The sequence below is a fragment of the bacterium genome, assembly GCA_031082185.1.
Taxonomy (GTDB): domain Bacteria; phylum Sysuimicrobiota; class Sysuimicrobiia; order Sysuimicrobiales; family Humicultoraceae; genus VGFA01.
Window position 1 is genome coordinate 154676 of the sequence record JAVHLI010000002.1, and the last position, 17245, is coordinate 171920.

Here is a 17245-nt window from a genome sequence, read left to right on the forward strand (position 1 = left end):
ATGGGTTAGAACAGCCCCACCACCTTCCCCGTCTTCGGGTCTATGTCCACCTTGGTGGCCGCCGGGGCCTTGGGCAGTCCGGGCATGGTGCGCATCTGTCCGCACAACGGATAGAGGAATCCGGCGCCTACCGAGGCACGGATGTCTCGCACCGTCACACGGAAGCCCCGGGGCCGGTTCTTGAGTGCCGGGTTGTCCGAGAGCGATAGGTGCGACTTGGCCATGCAGATGGGCAGCTTGTCGTAGCCAAACTTGGTGTAAAGCTTGATCTTGGCCTCCGCGGCCGGTTCGAAGTCCACCCCGTCGGCACCGTAGATCTTGGTGGCGATGGTCTCGATCTTCTCGCGGATCGGCATCTCCAGCGGGTAGAGGAACTGCATGTGGCTGGGCTGCCCGGTGGCCTTCACCACTGCCTTGGCCAGCTCCAGCGCGCCTTCGCCGCCCCGGGCGTGGTGATCGCTGGTAACGGCGTCCACAGCGCCGGCGGCCAGAGAGGCCTCGCGGACGGCGGCGATCTCGCGCTCGGTGTCGGTGGGGAACAGGTTGATGGCCACGACCACCGGCAGGCCGTGCAGCCGCATGTTCTCGATGTGCTTCTGGAGGTTCTCACACCCGCGTGTGACCGCCTCGACATTCTCGCTGACCAGCTCGGGCGGAAGCGGCCGGCCGGGGACAACGCGGCCCACGCCTCCGTGCATCTTCAGAGCCCGGATGGTCGCCACCACCACGGCCGCGTCCAACTTGAGACCCGAGTACCGGCACTTGACGTTGAGCATCTTCTCGGCGCCGATATCCGCCCCGAACCCGCTCTCCGTGACCACGTAGTCGGCCAGCTTGACGGCGATCTTGTCCGCCACGATTGAGTTATTGCCGTGGGCGATGTTGGCGAACGGCCCGGCGTGGACGATGACCGGCGTGTTCTCCAAGGTCTGGATCAACGTCGGCATCATGGCGTCCTTGAGCAGCACCGCCATGGCGCCGGCTGCCTTGAGGTCCTCGGCCGTCACCGGGTTGCCTTCTTCGTTGGTTCCAATGACGATCCGGCTCAGGCGGGCCCGCAGATCGCGCATGTCGCTGGCCAGCGCCAGGATCGCCATGACCTCGGAGGCCACGGTGATGTCGAACCCGGTCGCGCGGGGCCGGCCGTCGTCCTTGGTGCCCAGGCCGATGACGATGTGGCGCAGCGCCCGGTCGCTGATGTCCATCACCCGCGGCCAGGTGATCGAGTACGGGTCAATCTTGAGATCGTTGCCCTGCATGATGTGATTGTCAATCATCGCCGCCAGCAGGTTGTGGGCGACGCCGACCGCGTGGATGTCGCCGGTGAAGTGCAGGTTGAAGTCCTCCATAGGAATCGCCTGCGAGTGGCCGCCACCGGCGGCGCCGCCCTTGATGCCGAAGGTGGGCCCCATCGAGGGCTGTCGGAGGGCGTTGATGGTCTTGTGGCCCAGCTTGTTCAGGGCCATCCCCAGACCGACCGCGGTCGTCGTCTTCCCCTCGCCCAGCGGAGTCGGGGTGATGGCGGTAACCATGATGTACTTGCCGCTGGGCCGGTCGGCCAGGCGTTCCATCACGTCGAGGTGGATCTTGGCCTTGTACTTCCCGTACATGTCGAGGTCGTCCTCGGTCAGTCCAAGGCGCCCGGCGATCTCCAACACTGGCAGGAGCTTGGCCTCCTGGGCAATCTCGAGGTCGCTCTTGATCTTGCTGCTCATGCGGTTACCTCCTCGATGGGTGTTCTTACGTCCTCTCGCACGACCTGCCGCGGCCTGCCGACCGCGGCTTCCGACCAGTCCTTGGGTTCCATTATGGCGCGGAGGGTCTCCATCTCCCCCAATGCCTGAAGTCGGTTGAAGATGAGCAGCCACGCGCAGTCCACGGCGGCATCCACCTCGCACTTCCCGTCGCGGTATCCTCCGCAGGGCCCATTGAGCAACCCCTTCGAGCAGCGCGCGATCGGGCAGATGCCGCCGGTGCGGTCGAGGACGCAATCGCCGCACCCGCGGCACCGCTCGGCCCACACCCCGGGCTGGAGGGTGATCCCCATGAACTTGGTGTCCAGCAGCGGGAACACGCGGCGGTGGGGGAATGTCTCCGCCATCAACTGCACCCCACACCCGCACCCCAGCGAGAAGACCGCCTCGGCCGCTTCCACCTGGGAGGCCAGCGGCAGGAGGAACTCCTGGTCGCACTGACGGTGCACGGTGGCCTCGGCTATCTCGATGGACGCACCGTGCGTGCCGCGGGCCAGCCGTGCCAGCGAGCTGAGGACGGCCACCTCACGCTCTCCGCCGGCGAGGCATACCGACACACAGCTCGCGCAACCGACCACCAGCACCCGCTGGTACGGCGCCATCATCTTGAGAACGGCCTCCAGGGGCTTCTGCTCGGCTACGATCATGGCGCCCTCCTATCTCGCCTGGAGCGCAGGAGCGGCAGCCAGGTGGGCGAGCACCGGGCCGGCCACATGGAACGAGCCAGTCACGCAGACAACGTCCTCAGGGGAGGCGGCCTCGAGCGCAAACTCGAGAGCATCCACCGGGTCCTCGACGATGCGGATGTCGGTAACCCACGGACAGAACGCGATCGCCACCTCGGCCGGCGGCAGCGCACGGTCGTCGTCGGCCCTGGTCGCAACGACAACCGAGGCCCGGGGGGCGATGATGCGGGCGATGCCAGCCAGGTCCTTGTTGCCCAGCACCCCGATCACCAACGCGATGCGGCGCCCGGGGAAGACCTCGTCCAGCACGTTGCGCAGCGCCTGGAACGAGACGGCGTTGTGGGCCACGTCCACGATCAGGGTGGGGCAGCATTGACGAACCACCTCGATCCGGGCAGGCCAGCGCAGGCCGGCAAGGCCTGCGCGCACCGCCGCCTCAGGCACCGCAAACCCCGCGGCTTCCAGCGCCTCAACCGCGCCGATGGCGGTAGCGGCGTTGAGGGACTGATGCCGCCCCAGCAGGGGCACCGCCAGGTCCCTGTAAGAGCGCCGTTGCCCGCACACGGTGACGCGGATCCCTCCCAGGCCGGACCGCAGCGTCCGGTAGCGAATCTCACGGCCCACCCGGATCAGCGTGGCACCCTTGGATACCGCTGCCGCCTCGATCACCTCGGATGCCACTGCCGGCTGGGGCACGGTGACAACCCTACCGGCCGGCCGGATGATGCCGGTGTCTTCCTCCGCGATGCGCCGAAGGCTGTTGCCCAGCAGGTCGGTGTGGTCGTACCCCACGGTGGCGATGACCGAGACGACCGGATTCACCACGTTGGTGGCATCTAGGCGCCCCCCTATGCCGACCTCTACGACGGCGAGATCCACCGCCCCTCGGGCGAAGTACATGAACGCGACCGCGGCCGAAACCTCAAAGTAGGTCGGGGGCCAGCCCGGCCCGCCCTCTCCCCGGACGACCGCATCGCGCGCCTCGCCCACAAGTAGGGACAGTTCCTCCGGCGAGATCAGCTCCCAGTTGATTCGCATCCGCTCGCGAAAGTCCACAAGGTGCGGCTTGGTGTAGAGACCCACCCGGTAGCCGGCGGATTGCACCATCGAGGCGATCATCGCCGCGGTGGATCCCTTGCCCTTCGTCCCCGCGACAAGCACCGCCGGGAATCTCCCCTCGGGGTTGCCGAGCAGACCGCAGAGATGCCGCATGCGGTCCATCTTGATGGGCAAATACGGCGCCGGTTGAGAAGGCCGGCCGGCGATCAGCCCGTTGAGGTAGGCGAGCGACTCCTCGTTGTTCATCCCAACACCCTACAGCTAGGCCGTCCTCACTTGAAGGTAGTTGTCGCAGTAGATCTCTCTATTGAGGAGCACGCTGGCCGTCCGCAACGCGTCCATCAGCTCCTGGTCCAACGGATCCAGGATGGCTCCGTCCAGACCCATGGCCATGGCCATCGCCAGAAACGTGCGGTTGATCAGCCCGCGGTTGGGCGCACCCTGGGAGACGTTGCTCAACCCCACCATGATGTGCGGCCTGGGCTCGCATAGGGAAAGGAACGCCGGGATTGCCCCCAGAGCCTCGGGCCCCTGCGCCTGCGCGGCGCTTACCGGCAGCACGATGGGATCAAGGTACAGCCGGTCGGTAGGCAGGCCGGCCTCCATGGCGCGGGCTACGATCGTCAGTGCGATCTCGGCCCGCGCATCGGCGTTGCGCGGGATGCCGCGCTCGTCAATGGTCAGCCCAATCAACCCAGCGTTGAACTCCACCGCCAGCGGAAGCAGTGCGTCGAGCTTCTCCGCGGCGCCCGTCGTGGAGTTGATTACCGCGTAGCCCCGGCAGGCGCGCAGCCCCGCGGCGATCACCGCCGGCTTGGGGCTATCCAGGGACAGCGGCACGTCCACCGCGTCCTGGACGGTCTGCACCAACCAGGTCATCACCTCGGCCGGGTCGTCCCCGGTCGGACCGGTGTTGAGGTCCAGGGCGCTGGCCCCGGCGCTCACCTGCCTCCTGGCCAGATCGGCTATCGCGGCCGCATCACGCTCCCGTATCGCGCGGGCTACCGACCGGAACATTCCATTGATACGCTCGCCAATAATGAACATCTGCTTCCTCCTATGCGGTGGCCACGGCCGCGCTCAGGTCGGCGATCGCCCGCCTGGCGGCAGCCGCCGCCTCAGGATGCATCATAACCAGGATGTCGGCCCCGGCGTGCAGGAAGGAGGTTGCGGTGATCGCCTCCCAGGCCGGCCCGCGCCGCGACTCCGAACCCCACACCGGCTGCGCGGCCTCGGGCAGCTTCGCCTCCTTGGCCTTCCAGGATTCCTCGGCCGAGAGGGTAAGCATCGGCTGTGCCAGCATCTTGTCGCCCTGCAGGCCGGCTATGCGGATCCGCTCCATGATCGAGTACTCGTACTCCATGCCGTAGCCCAGCGATGCGTTCCCTGGATGAAGCACGATCCGACCGGGGGAGATTCCCATCTCCGTGATGAGGATGCTGAGCTGCTTCTGAATGTTGACGTCAATCGGCGATTCGGCCAAGACCGAGTGTCCGTCTGCCAGGCAGGAGACCACAAGCGTCTTGTAGTTCTCAGGGGTTGCCACGCCGATCAGGCAACGCTCTCCCTTGGTTGCCTCCGTGACGCGCGGCCAGACCTCGTTGTCCTTGTCGGCGTGACCGCAGCCCAGGATGATCAGCGGCACGGGCACGGCTTCCAGTACCGATCGCACGGTGGCGACCGCCGCGTCCGGCGAGGCGTCCATCCAGTCGGGATGAGGGCTGTTGAGGCGCAGGCAGATCAGTTCCGCCCCGTAGGCCTCGACGCACTTGCGCGCCCAATCCGCGGGCGAGCCCATTACGTCACCCAGTTGCTCCTTGAGTGCCTCGGGCCAGTCCTGGGGCACCGCGTCCATGACCTCCATCGCCACCACGGGGCGGTTGGGGCTGGGAGCATCCCCCGGAAGGAACGGCAGCGCGGCGTGCCCACCCACGGTCACGGTGCGGGCGCGCGTTCCACCCTCCGAGGCCGTGGCGCCGATTGTGACGGCGAAGATCTTGCCGGGCCAGGTTTCTCGCACCAACTCAACGGTCACTTGATCACCCCTCCTTGCGTATGCGATTGGCGGCGGCCACCAGCCGCCGGGTCGTAAGCTCTGCCAGCGCGGTGACCACCTCGGCATCCAGGTATCCCCGAACCGAGGCGTCGAACACCACCGAGACAGTAGGCGCGAACTCCTCATCGCCTTTCCACATCAGGTAGGCCACCGGAACCCGCGGGAGTGCCGGGATGCACACCGAGACGTCGCCCTGGTCTAGCGGCTCGCCATCCAGAGATCTACCTGCCTCTAGCAGAAGCGACGGCTCCTGACCGAAGACCTTCAGGATCGGTGCGGCGACCCGGCCGCGAAACGAGGCCAGGTATCCCGGACCGCCGGGAAGCTGCTCGAACGAGATCCAGAGGCCTTCGTGAGGACTTCCGGTGGACTCCAGCAGGTAGAGCAGCAGCAGGATGGCCACGCTCACCTCGGCGGGCTGGCCATCGGCGTCCAGTACCACCCCCTCCGGGTACGCAACCGTGTAGTCGCGCCCGACGCAGCGCAGCCCGATCCGGTTCTGACCGAGCACTGTCGCGCCGCTGCGGGCTGCGAGCAGATCTAGAGCGTGCGCGCCGATCTTCGTGCGCAGCCCGTCGTAGGTTCCCCGATAGACGCTCACGCCCGCACCGCCGCCAGCGGCCCCACCGACGTCAGGATCTCCGTCACCGCGCGCGCCGCCGGGGAGTCGTCGGGAAGGTCCAGCAGGGACCGTCCTTCCAGTTCGTAGGCGGCCACCAGCGGATCCTCGGGCACCACCCCGGCCACGCGTATCCCGTCCTCGCCGAAGACGCGATCCACGGCCGCGGGCACAGCGGACGCCCGGTTGACCACCAACGCGATCTCCCCGACTGAAACGCTAAGTCCCCGCACGAGGTCCTGAATCCGCCGCGCCGCCTTGATCCCTGCCATGCTGGGGTCGCTCACGATCAGCAGCAGCCCGACGTCGCGCGTGGTCCGCCGGCTGATATGCTCCATTCCTGCTTCGTTGTCCATCACAACGAATGGGTAGCTGCCCATCAGGCGGTCAAGGTGATCGCGCAGCAGGTGGTTGGCCGCGCAGTAGCAGCCTGCTCCTTCCGGCCTACCCATTACGATCAGGTCAACGCCCTGACCCTCGGCCAGGCAGTCCTCTAGGTGGTATTCCAGATACGTCGCCCGCGGGAGGTTGTCGGGCACGTCGCGCATTCCCCGCGTCTCCTGCAGGACGTCGGATATGGCCCGGTCCGGCCGCAGCCCCAACGCCGCGTCCAGGTTCGTGTTGGGATCCGCGTCCACGGCCAGGATAGGAGTCTTCCCCAGACGCCGCAGGGAACGAACGATGAGCCCGGCCATGGTGGTCTTACCCGTTCCACCCTTGCCGGCCACCGCCACCACAAACGGCATCTTCACGCCCCCCTCAGTCCTGCCTGCCCAGTTGCGCGCACGCGCGGGGGAACCGGGCGCAGTCGGTATGCGGGAGAAACGTGGCGGAGACGTACTCCTCCATGAAGCCCGTGTCGGTGCTGAGCTCCCGATAGGTCATCTTCTGCGCCACCTCAGCGGCCCTGCGCCATGCTTCATGGGAGAGCAGGGCCATCTTGGCACCCGAGGCGGATCCGTTGCCGATGAAGGTCACCCGCTCGACCGGCACATCGGGGAGGAGGCCGATCAGGATGGCCTTTTGGATGTCCAGGTAGGTACCGAAGCCGCCGGCGACGTAGATGCGCTGGACGTCGCGGATATCAATGCCCAGCCGCCGGGTAAGAATGGCACCGCCGGCGTACACCGCTGCCTTTGCCCTCAAGAGGTTCTCGATGTCCGCCGAGGTCAAGACGATGTCGCGGCCCGCGGCGCTGTCTCCGGAGGGCACGATCACCGCCTCGAGGCCGTCCGGACCCTGGCGGACCACAGGCGCGTCGGGCCGCAGCTGGCCCGCGCGATCCAAGTATCCGGCCAGCAGTAGTTCCGCCAGGATGTCAACCATGCCCGAACCGCAGATGCCTCGAGGCCTGCCGCCTCCAATGGTGGACCAGGAGAGCCCTCCGTCAGGGGTGATCTTGACACGCTGCACCGCCCCCAGGGCCGCGCGCATCCCCCAGGTGATGCCGCCTCCCTCGAACGCCGGGCCGGCCGAGCAGGCGCAGCACACCAGGAAGTCGCGGTTCCCGACCACCGTCTCGCCGTTGGTACCCACGTCTATGAGCATGGAAAGCTCGTCGGTCCTGTCCATGCCCGCGGCCAGCACGTCCGCGGTGATATCCCCTCCGACATAGCTACTGACCCCAGGCATCCAGGCCAGCGTTGCGTTGTGGTTCACGCGCAGCCCCACCTCTCCTGCGCGGTAGGCCGGAGGCATGGAGATCACCGGGATGTAGGGCTCCCGGCGTATCTCCGCCGGAGGAAGCCCAAAGAAGAGGTGCAGCATGGTGGTGTTGCCCGCCAGTACCGCGCCGACGATCTCGTCCCTGGCGACACCGTGCGCCTGCGCGAGTCCGCCGATCAAGACGTTGGTGACGCCCAGCGCCGCGTCCCGCATTCTTTCCAGTCCCCCGGGCTCGCCGGCGTGAATTATGCGCGAGATCACGTCGTCCCCGTAGGTCGCCTGCCGGTTGAGCGCGGCCGCCGCGCCCAGGGTGGCCCCGCCCGCCAGGTCCACCAGGTGCACCACGATCGTCGTGGTGCCCACGTCCACCGCCACCCCGTATAGCCCGGACCCGGCGGTACCGGGCCAGAGCGCGACGAGATCGTGCGCGCCGTTTGTGCGCGCGAGCACCGCGGTGACCTCCCAGTTGGCGTCGCGCAGTACCTGCGGCGCCGTGCGGAGAACGTCCAGAGGAACCACTAGGTCCTGGATGCCGCCCGCCCGGCGTAGCTCACGGGTCAGGCGGCTGAAGTCACTCAGGCAGTCGTGAATGGTCGGCTGCGGCAGCTGCAGGGGAAGGGCAAACACGAGAGGATCCAGAGGGGCCGGGACGGCAGCGCCGGGGCGCTCGTCTGCGGCCTCCTTGGGAATCGGCATGAACGGGCCGTTTCGCTCCGCTCCTATCAGGATCTGCTCGCCTTCGAGCCGGGAGAGCTCGGAGACGTCCACGGTGACATCGCCGGTCACGCGGCTCAGACAGGCCAGGATCTCCTGCCCTCCCGGGACCCTGCCACCCTCGTCCACCTCCGCCTCGCCGGCAACGATCCGAACCAGACACCTCCCACAGATGCCGCGGCCGCCGCAGACGCTGCTCAGCGGGATCCCAGCCGCGAAGGCCGCGTCCAGGAGGGTCTGCCCCGCCTCGGCCGCGACGGTCCGCGCATCCGGTTGGAACTTGACGGTTGGTCCGGCCACTACTCCACCATTTCCTCACAGGTCCTCAACTGCTGGCCGCGGCGCTCGCCTGCTTCCACTGCGTGCGCATGAAGGCCGGAATTCCCGCGGACTCGCGCGGCCCCACCATTACCTGCCAGCCGCAGAGCTCCTCCAGCTTCCCGCTGAGGGCGGCGATCCCGCCCGGAATCACCACGCGGCGGTGGCCGACGCGCTCGGCAATCTGCGACTCCCCGATCGCCTTGGTTATGGTCTCCGCGTTGAACTTGTCCGCGGCCCAGGCGGTCATCACGGACATGCCTTCGGTGTTCACCACGACCACCCAGGCCGGGGTCCGGCTGGTTTCAGTATCGGCCTCCACGGTGAAGTAGGTCAGCGAGAAGTTGGTGGTCACCAGCACCGGCGAGGCTTCGTCGGGCGCCCCGATGGTGTGGATCCCGGACTCCACCTGGATCGGCTTCTGAGGATCAGTGTAGATGTTCTGGCGGGCGGTAACCAGCGCCAGCGCCTGCCAGGGCTCCAGCTCGTCGGTCACCACCAGGGCCGCGTACTTGCAGATGTACGCGGCCGCCTGCACCGTTTGATCCAGCGGATCGTCGGATGTAGCGAACGCCATCGCCGGATAGCCAAACGGTCGGAAGGTCTTGCGCAGCGCCAAGCGCCGGATCTGCGTCAGGTCCTGCAGCGTTGCGGCGGGCGTCCTCGCACCGCTGTCAACGACCAGGTCTGTGACGCCTGAGGCGGCTATGCGCGCCGTCAGGTCGGCCAGTTCATCGAGATCCTTCCCCCGCACCGCGAGCGGGCAGCCGCAACTCTTGGCGAGCTGCGCCATCGCCTCCCAGTTCTCGGCGGTCGCGGCGTAGAGCAACGGACGGTGCTGCTTGACGGCGGAGGCCGCCGCGCTCAAGACGTCGGGCGAGGAGCTCATGAGGACCAGCGCGAGGCCCATCTCGGACGCCAACGCCGCAGCGGACGCGAACCGCGCGGGCTCTCCGGTGGCGTCCTCAAGCGCCACAAGCTCGACGCGCACGTCCTGACCGACACGGTCGAACCGGAGCGCCTTGACCCGCTCGAAGGCCGCACGCAGCTCCTCCGGAGAACGGTCGGTCTTGATCCGCACGGCAACGGCCGTCGGATGGTAGAACGTCTCCTCGTGCCGAAACAGCACCGTCTCCTTCCCCATGACGATGCACTGCTCCGTGGGCCCGACGCTGACCAGCCGGATGGGCGGCGCCGCCGCGCCTGCCAGCGTGGCCTTAGTATCGTCGCTGGCATAGGGGCAGGCGTCAATGGCCACCTTCTTGGTGGCAAGCTGCATGGCGAACGCCAGGCAGGTGGGAAATGCGCACTCCCCGCAGTTCGTCTTGGGCAAGAGCTTGTAGATGTCAAGCGCTGTGAGTGGCATGATCTCTCATCCCCCTAGAGCAACGCCGGCATCCGAAGTGCCGGGTGGCCCACTCGCTCCAGATAAGCCACGAGCTCCTCGGCCGTTGTGGCCACGGTTTCATCGGCAATCTTGTCCACGAAACCTTCTTCGCCGATCTCCTTAGCACGAACCGCGAGCTTCTCGCGAAGGGCGTCCTTCATCTCCTTGGGCATCCACACCAGGCGCTGCAGCCCGCCGTCGGCAGGGATGAACTTGCGGCTGGCCATGTACAGGCGCCCCACCCCCAGGAAGCCGGGGGTCTGAATGCCTCCGCCGACCATCCCTGCCAGCGTGCTGAAGGTCATGCCCAGCGGGGTCATCCCGCTGAACTCCCGGTTGACGACCATGACCCCGTTCGCCTCAGGCACCATGCCCATAATGCACTCAAAACACCCGCACGACGTCATCGGCGAGTGGATCATCGAATAGAGGCTAACCTGGTCAACGGTCTTGTTGGTCTTGTTGTAGACAAAAGCGTTGATGCCCTCGAATATCCCAAGGCCGGCATCCAGACAGGCACCCTTCTCGATCGGCTGGTTGGGACCCGCGGAGTTGATCTCGTAGCTGGCCTTCCCGTCGAGCCAGTTGTAGGCCCCGCACAGCCCCAGCCGCTCAGGCGAGATGACGCAGACGTGGTTGGGCGCGTAGGACTGGCACAGGGTACAGGAGTAGAAGACGTCCACCGTCTCGTCGGTCATGCCGGCAACGCGCGCATCGCGCTCGTCCCAGACCTTACGGGCCTCTTCGATGATCCGTGTGACCTGGTCGGCCTCCGAGTAGATCGTGACCGCGACCTTGTCCACCAGCGCCGGGAACTCCTCCAGGTACTTGGCGTGGAGGATCTCGCCGAAGTGCCGGAGCCGGAATCCGGCCGCCACCGCATCCTTGCTGACCCGGATCCAGGGCATGTCGCGCTGGCCGATGTGCATCACGCCCATCGCGCCGTTGATGAGCCGGTGAATCTGCCGCTCCAGAATCGGCTCGAAGTCCTTCTGGAGTTTGCGGCCGGCGACGTCAATCAGGATACCCAGAGGCATGGTCCCTCCGGGCTCGACCGTGTCCAGGTCGGGTCCGATCACATCGATCCGTCCGTCCTCGACCTCGTTCAGCTCCCGCCCGCGCAGGAATTCGAACGCAGGCGAGAGCTGGCGGCCAAACTCCACGTGGAGCTGCTCCTTGCGCACGCGTTCGCCCTCGAACGCCGCGCTGTAGGAGACCGGAATCGGAATCTTGGTGATCTTGAGCTTCAGCCCCCGCACCTCCACCGCCTTGGCCACCATTCTGTCGTGGGGGATGTTGCTCACCACGTGCTCGTATGTGCATATCCCGGTGGGAAGTATCTGGGGGATGTCGGTGTCCGCTATCACGGGAAAGCCGAAATTGATGGCACCCGCGGCGGTAGCGTACTTCTCATCGTTGACCTCGCCCAGGGCGAGCACAAAGGCAAACACCCGCTCCTTGTTGTAGAGCAGGATCTTGCGACCCCGGTTGAAGTCACCGGGAGCCAGGCCCCCGAACGTCATCGCTGCCCGGGCCGCGAAGTTCAGGGCGTAGATCGCGGTGCTGGTCTCCCTGCCGTAGGGAACCAGGTAGGTGTCCCACGACATCTCTACGCCTTCCTCGGCGAGCTGCTCTGCCATGCTACGCCCGCCGGTGGTGCCGAACAGGAACACCAGGATGTTGCGCTCCTGCAGCTCGCGCGCAAGCTTCACGGCGGCCTCGTTGGTGGGCAGTGCCCCGGCGCATGCGGCGAACCCGGGCATGCGGCCGTCCACGAGCTTGATGCCCTGGGTGCGCAGGATCGCGTCGTCGGTGAACCCCAGGAAGACCCCGTTGGGCTGCGTTCCGTTCGCATAGCGCAGGGCCTCTATGATCTCCTGAGACATCAGCGTCGCAATCCCAGCGTCAAGCGTGCCTCCCAGGTAGGGGAGCCACGTGTTGTCGGTGGGAACCGGAGGGAGCAGGTTTCGAGCGATGCGCAGCGGCTCCCATGCGTCCTCGAACGTCTTCACCTTGATCCCGGTCAGTGCCAGGATCAGCGGCAGGTTGAAAGCGGTGTTCGGAAACTCCAGGCGATGGCCGGCGCCCTTGGACTCGATGGCCTCCACGAGTTTGGCCTCGGCCTCGGCTACGTACCGGTGCGCCCCTTTGATCGCTGCGGTGGCAATGATGCGCGACATCGTCTATTCCCTCCTACCTATGTTTGGACCAGCGGCCCAGTCTCACCGGAACAGGGCTACGCCCCGACCGCAACGACCTCGTACATCATCGGACGCAGCTTCAGGGCCTCGCGCTTCTTGTTCAGGTGGGCAATGATGAGCTGCGCCCCCTTGACCGGATCGGACTCAAACGCGAACCGGCCGCCGGTTACTCCCTCGATCTCCTGTGTCACGAAGCGGGTTACCGCATCGCTTCCTAGGATGTTCAGCGACGAGCCGAGCACGGTGAGGATGCCGGAGGCAACGGCGTAGAACCCGATCGTTATCGCCTTCTCCGACCACCAGCCGGGCGCGGCGGCGGCCACGGGCAACTCGGAGAAATCGCGGCCGATGCCGCCCTCCTTGACCATTTCGATGCAGGCGGTGAGGATCCGGCTGTTGTCCACGCACGATCCCGCGTGCAGGACCGGAGGGATGCCCACGGTCTCGCAAATCTCCCGCAGTCCCTTTCCGGCGTACTCGAAGGCGGCCTCCGGCTGCATGAGCCCAAACTTGCCGCAGGCAATGGCAGAGCACCCGGTCTGCACCACCAGAACGTCGTGCCGCAGCAGCTCGGCGACCAGGTCAATATGGCACTGGTCCTGAATCTGCTTGGGGCTGTCGCAGCCGACTACGCCGACGACGCCCCGTATCCGGCCGGAGATGATCGCGTCGTTCAGCGGGCGCCAGCCCCCGCGGAAGGTGCCTCCCAGCATGTGGGTGATGGACTCCGTGGTGAATCCCGCGATCACTTCCATCTTGTGGTCGGGGATAACGACCCGGGACCGATCCCTGCGGGCGAAGTTCTCCACCGCGCGTCCGACTATCTCGCGCGCGGAGGCCGCGGCCCGATCCTCGTGGAACGGCATGTGCTTGGTGCCTGGGATGCGGGCCTTTTCCGAGGTCGCGATGATCTCTGTGTGGAAGCAGGAGGCCGCATCGGTCAGCCCGGGCATGATGCACTGGACGTCCACCAGGAAAACGTCCGCCGCGCCTGTGATCAACGCCAACTCCTGCTGCAGGAAGCTGCCGGCTATCGGGACGCCACGGCGCATCAGCACCTCGTTGGCCGTGCAGCAAATACCGGCCACGTTGATCCCTGAGGCGCCCAACTCCTTGGCCCGGGCGAGCAGCGCCGGGTCGGCGGCGGCATCCACGATGGCCTCTGCCAGCATCGGCTCGTGGCCGTGCACCAGAACATTCACCTGGTCGGCCCGCAGCACGCCCAGGTTCACCTGGGCCCGCACCGGCTTGGGGGTCCCGAAGAGGACGTCTTGGAGGTCGGTGGCAACCATCGAGCCTCCCCAGCCGTCTGCCAGCGAGCTGCGTATCCCGCCGAAGATGAGACTCTGGTAGTCGGTGTCCACTCCCATGTTGGTGCGGTGCATGACGTCCACGATCTCACGATCCACACCCCGCGGTGCCACCCCGAGCTTGCGCCAGGTTTCCTGCTGCTTCGCCGGCGCCCGCTGGAGGAAGGCCAGCTCACCGTCCTGCTGACCGAACTGCGAGAGGCAGACCTGGGCCACGCCCTCGGCGATCTCGGCCACGCTGCGGCCATCCAGCGCGACCCCGAGTTCGACGGCCAGCGCGCGCAGCTTGCCCTCATCTTTGATGCTGTACCCCGGCGCCTGCCCGCGGGCCGTCATCAGTAACAACTGGGCCACCGACCGTCCGTGGTCGGAGTGGGCGGCCGATCCCGCGGCCATGTCGCGGGCCAGCCGCCGCGCCGCCACGGTATCAATGTTGGCTCCACAAACCCCTATCTGGGGCCGCTTGCTGCCGGGCAGTCCCAGGTTGCACGGGCCGAGATGGCAAATGGTGCAGCAGATACCCAACTCGCCCACGCGACATTGGGAGCCCAGAGCCGCGTAGCGATCCCAGATCGTGGCGATGTTCTCGGTCTTGGCGCGCGCCCGCATCTCCACGCTGGCAGGATCCGTCCGGTCCCGCTGCTGGACAGTATCACTCATTCCCTGACCCTCCCCTTGAATCTGGTTTCCAGTGCGTCTACGAGCCGGGCCACCGCTCCGGACGCGGCGGCATCGACTTCAGCCGCCTGCCCACCTGCGCGTTCGGCTTCAGCAAGAGCTTCGCTGTAGGGAATCGCCCCGATCAGTTCGAGGCCGTCCAGGTGGGCGGCCAGGTAGGCCTCGTCGGCAGAGCCCCGGACCCGGTTGGCCACGCCCAGCACTTGTCCTATCCCGATCTCCGCTGCCAAGCGCTTGATGCGGACCGCGGTCTCCAGGCTGGCCCGGCTGGGGTCCACGACCACCAGCAGGGCGTCGGCCGCGTGCGCGCTGCGCCGGCCCAGGTGCTCCAGGCCGGCTTCCATATCAACGAGGAGCGCCTGGTCGCGCTCCAAAGCCAGAAACTCTATGACCCTGCGCAGCAGCACGCTCTGGGGGCAGGCGCACCCGGCGCCGCCGCGGGTGATGGCCCCTGCCACCACAAGCCGAATGCCACGGTGAACCACGGCGACCCGATCCACGAGATCGTCCACCTGCGGGTTCAACCGCACGAGGCCACCTGTGCCGCCGATCCGCTGCTCGATCTCCTCCCTCAACTCCAGCAGGGGAGTGATGGGTTGGGAGGGAAGCCCCAGGGCTGCCGCCAGGGTAGGGTTCGGGTCGGCGTCAATGGCGGTCACGCGGTAGCCCCGGTCCACCATGGAAACGGCCAACAGGGCAGTCAGGGTCGTCTTACCGACCCCGCCCTTCCCTGAGACAGCAAGCTTCATGGGTGCAGTAGGCGCCATCTTCTCCTGCATTATCCCCCTACCCCCCACCGGCGAGGCATCGGGTGTGGAGTGGATTCTTGACCCCGGCGGGCTTGAAGCGGCACGCCTCCCGGTCTCGCATATCAGGGGAACACCGTATTGCACCCAGGTTTCCCGTCGTATATCCTCGGGAGCAAGTCCGTATGTCACATCGGGTACCCGATGGAGGGGTTCTAGTGCGAGCGCGCAGAGGAGCGATATGGATCGGCGTGGCGGCAATGCTGGTCGTGGGTGTCTCCGTCTGGGCGAGTGCCAAGGCCCCTGACACGGTTCTGTTCAAACAGACCTACGCCCCCAAGGAGGGCACCGACCTGGCCAAGGCCCTGCCTTGCCTGGTCTGCCACTCCAAGATGCCGGCGACCAAGACCGATCTCAATCCCTACGGGGCGGACCTGGCCAAGGCCTCGGCCGGCAAAGCCGTGGACGCCAAGATCCTGCTCGCCATCGAGAAGCTCGACTCGGACAAGGACGGCGCCAGCAACATAGTCGAGATCAAGGCAGGCACGCATCCGGGCGACCCGAAGTCCAAGCCCAAGTAACGGCAGGCGTCGCAAGGGGCGGCCACCGCCTGGCAAGAAGCCACGCGCAGGAGAATGCTTAAGCGGATTCGTCTGCCGGCACTGTTCGCACTGGCCTTTGCCTTCGCGGCAGTTCCCCAGCCAGGCGACATTGCGCCCCAAGACACCGGATAGGTACCTCTGCCTGCAATAGGCAGCCGCGCGGTGCCCTATCGCCCACACAGGACGACGAAGGCCGCGTATGCGCCGGCGCCGACAATGGCTATACCGAGCAGCACGGCCACCCCGCTGACCATGGCCTGGAACCCACCGCGGCCAGCGACCATAACAACAGGAACGCCAGCACAAGCCCGACCGGATGCATCGCACTCCCCCTAATCCCAGGCTTCCTAGGTCATCGGCACCCGCAGAATCAGCCGCCCTTCGATGCGGCCGAGGATGTCGGCCAGACTCGGGCCCGTGATGGTCAGGCCGTGATTGCGCAGGCCGATCACCGCGCGGTGGGGATCCGGACTGTCCCGTACGAGCTCGGCCACGGCCTGGGCGAGCTGCAGGGTGCCGCACGGGTACTGTACCTGCGTCGATGTGACCCCCTCCATCCACGAGTGGACATGGATGATGGCGCCCACCCCGGGGTGGGCTGTGTAGATCATCCAGTGCTCGATGGCATCCACCGAAACGCGGCGGGGCTCGATCCCAAGCGGCACGCTGAGCAGGATAAGGTTGCGCTCCGGGTCGTACCCCTTGACCATGAGCATGTCGCGGCCCACGACGCGCATCGCACCCTTGTTGACGCCGCTGGCGCTCATCCAGTAGCGGCGTGCATCCTTGCGCACGCTGAGGTTCCCGTAGGACAGCCCACCTATGCCGAACAGCCGCCGGACGTGCTCAAGATCGCGCGGAGACAGCAGCTCCTCGAGGGGAAAGGCCGCCGGAAGCAGGTTGAGCGCGTCCAGGCGCTGCCCGGCCTCCGCCAGCGCAGCCGTGAGTTCGTCCCCCTCCCAGAGCGCTTCCTCCAGGTCGGCGTGGAACTCGTTGCTGATCACGAGCTGGGCCGATGCCAGAGGGTACATCCGGTCGAAGATGCGGCCGAAGAACGCCTGGTCGTCGGTCCCGTCCACGGCGAAGTAACCCTGCTCCAGCGTTACCACGTAGGCGCGCACCTCGCTCCCCTCCGGCAGCAGGTACAGCACCATGTTGCTGAGGGTGCGGACCAGCAGCGGGTACAGCGCCGGCAGGACCTCCCCGGTGGGAAGCGGGCCCTCAATAACCGAGACGACGAACGTCGCCTGCGCCCTGCGGCGGAAGGGACGGAGGGCGTCGGGGTCCACGAAGTGGAGCACGACCCTGGGTGCCTGGTCTGGGGAGGTCTCTTCAAATCCGTGCGCCAGGAGCACTCGCCGCAGGCCGTCGGCGAACCAGATCTGCCTGGGGGACCGAGGGTGACCGGCGGTGGCGAAGTTCATGGGCTCCTCCCCCTTGGAGGTCCTGT

14 protein-coding genes are annotated in these 17245 nt (G+C 66.7%); 1 reads left to right on the top strand and 13 read right to left on the bottom strand.

Features of this window, described 5'->3' with window-relative positions; all coding sequences use genetic code 11:
- Window positions 1–5: 5 nt before the first annotated feature.
- From RDU83_03110 to RDU83_03165, 12 genes are read right to left on the bottom strand one after another with little or no spacing between them, the layout of a single operon-like run.
- Window positions 6–1715 carry a formate--tetrahydrofolate ligase gene (locus tag RDU83_03110; protein ID MDQ7840001.1) on the bottom strand — a complete coding sequence of 570 codons (1710 nt, stop codon included), beginning with the start codon at window positions 1713–1715 and terminating at the stop codon, window positions 6–8.
- Window positions 1712–2401, bottom strand: a complete 690-nt coding sequence (locus tag RDU83_03115; GenBank protein MDQ7840002.1) for a methylenetetrahydrofolate reductase C-terminal domain-containing protein — start codon at window positions 2399–2401, stop codon at window positions 1712–1714. Before RDU83_03115 ends, RDU83_03110 begins: the two co-directional genes overlap by 4 nt.
- Before the next feature lie 9 nt (window positions 2402–2410).
- On the bottom strand, window positions 2411–3745 hold the full coding sequence (locus tag RDU83_03120) for a folylpolyglutamate synthase/dihydrofolate synthase family protein (protein ID MDQ7840003.1): 1335 nt from the start codon (window positions 3743–3745) through the stop codon (window positions 2411–2413).
- Window positions 3746–3760: 15 nt separating this feature from the next.
- Entirely contained in the window at window positions 3761–4546 is a 786-nt protein-coding gene (locus RDU83_03125; GenBank protein ID MDQ7840004.1) for a dihydropteroate synthase, read from the bottom strand.
- Between the two features lie 10 nt (window positions 4547–4556).
- Window positions 4557–5534 carry a CO dehydrogenase/acetyl-CoA synthase subunit delta gene (gene cdhD / locus RDU83_03130; protein MDQ7840005.1) on the bottom strand — a complete coding sequence of 326 codons (978 nt, stop codon included), beginning with the start codon at window positions 5532–5534 and terminating at the stop codon, window positions 4557–4559.
- A 4-nt stretch (window positions 5535–5538) separates the two neighbouring features.
- Window positions 5539–6156: a DUF3786 domain-containing protein gene (locus RDU83_03135; protein MDQ7840006.1), complete on the bottom strand. Its 618-nt coding sequence runs from the start codon at window positions 6154–6156 to the stop codon at window positions 5539–5541.
- A complete protein-coding gene (locus RDU83_03140; GenBank protein ID MDQ7840007.1) occupies window positions 6153–6920 on the bottom strand; it encodes an AAA family ATPase in 768 nt (255 codons plus the stop codon). Before RDU83_03140 ends, RDU83_03135 begins: the two co-directional genes overlap by 4 nt.
- A 13-nt stretch (window positions 6921–6933) precedes the next feature.
- Complete coding sequence (locus RDU83_03145) at window positions 6934–8853, bottom strand: ASKHA domain-containing protein (GenBank protein MDQ7840008.1); 1920 nt, start codon at window positions 8851–8853, stop codon at window positions 6934–6936.
- Between the two features lie 25 nt (window positions 8854–8878).
- Entirely contained in the window at window positions 8879–10237 is a 1359-nt protein-coding gene (acsC, locus tag RDU83_03150) for an acetyl-CoA decarbonylase/synthase complex subunit gamma (protein ID MDQ7840009.1), read from the bottom strand.
- 14 nt (window positions 10238–10251) lie between these two features.
- Complete coding sequence (gene acsB, locus RDU83_03155; GenBank protein ID MDQ7840010.1) at window positions 10252–12438, bottom strand: acetyl-CoA decarbonylase/synthase complex subunit alpha/beta; 2187 nt, start codon at window positions 12436–12438, stop codon at window positions 10252–10254.
- A 56-nt stretch (window positions 12439–12494) separates the two neighbouring features.
- Window positions 12495–14429 carry an anaerobic carbon-monoxide dehydrogenase catalytic subunit gene (gene cooS / locus RDU83_03160; protein ID MDQ7840011.1) on the bottom strand — a complete coding sequence of 645 codons (1935 nt, stop codon included), beginning with the start codon at window positions 14427–14429 and terminating at the stop codon, window positions 12495–12497.
- Complete coding sequence (locus RDU83_03165; GenBank protein ID MDQ7840012.1) at window positions 14426–15214, bottom strand: AAA family ATPase; 789 nt, start codon at window positions 15212–15214, stop codon at window positions 14426–14428. Before RDU83_03165 ends, cooS begins: the two co-directional genes overlap by 4 nt.
- A gap of 197 nt (window positions 15215–15411) precedes the next feature.
- On the opposite strand from RDU83_03165, the gene RDU83_03170 reads away from it, so the two are divergent.
- Window positions 15412–15774, top strand: a complete 363-nt coding sequence (locus RDU83_03170; protein ID MDQ7840013.1) for a hypothetical protein — start codon at window positions 15412–15414, stop codon at window positions 15772–15774.
- Window positions 15775–16142: 368 nt separating this feature from the next.
- Here RDU83_03170 and RDU83_03175 read toward each other — a convergent pair whose 3' ends face one another.
- Window positions 16143–17219, bottom strand: coding sequence for a class II aldolase/adducin family protein (locus tag RDU83_03175; GenBank protein ID MDQ7840014.1), 1077 nt, complete (start codon window positions 17217–17219; stop codon window positions 16143–16145).
- Between the last annotated feature and the right edge of the window lie 26 nt (window positions 17220–17245).

Coding starts and splice junctions, on each gene's coding strand:
- acsB (MDQ7840010.1), bottom strand. CDS start 12,438: ATGTCGCGCATCATTGCCACCGCAGCGATCAAAGGGGCGCACCGGTAC.
- RDU83_03165 (MDQ7840012.1), bottom strand. CDS start 15,214: ATGGCGCCTACTGCACCCATGAAGCTTGCTGTCTCAGGGAAGGGCGGG.
- acsC (MDQ7840009.1), bottom strand. CDS start 10,237: ATGCCACTCACAGCGCTTGACATCTACAAGCTCTTGCCCAAGACGAAC.
- RDU83_03140 (MDQ7840007.1), bottom strand. CDS start 6,920: ATGCCGTTTGTGGTGGCGGTGGCCGGCAAGGGTGGAACGGGTAAGACC.
- cooS (MDQ7840011.1), bottom strand. CDS start 14,429: ATGAGTGATACTGTCCAGCAGCGGGACCGGACGGATCCTGCCAGCGTG.
- RDU83_03120 (MDQ7840003.1), bottom strand. CDS start 3,745: ATGAACAACGAGGAGTCGCTCGCCTACCTCAACGGGCTGATCGCCGGC.
- RDU83_03175 (MDQ7840014.1), bottom strand. CDS start 17,219: ATGAACTTCGCCACCGCCGGTCACCCTCGGTCCCCCAGGCAGATCTGG.
- RDU83_03110 (MDQ7840001.1), bottom strand. CDS start 1,715: ATGAGCAGCAAGATCAAGAGCGACCTCGAGATTGCCCAGGAGGCCAAG.
- RDU83_03115 (MDQ7840002.1), bottom strand. CDS start 2,401: ATGATCGTAGCCGAGCAGAAGCCCCTGGAGGCCGTTCTCAAGATGATG.
- RDU83_03125 (MDQ7840004.1), bottom strand. CDS start 4,546: ATGTTCATTATTGGCGAGCGTATCAATGGAATGTTCCGGTCGGTAGCC.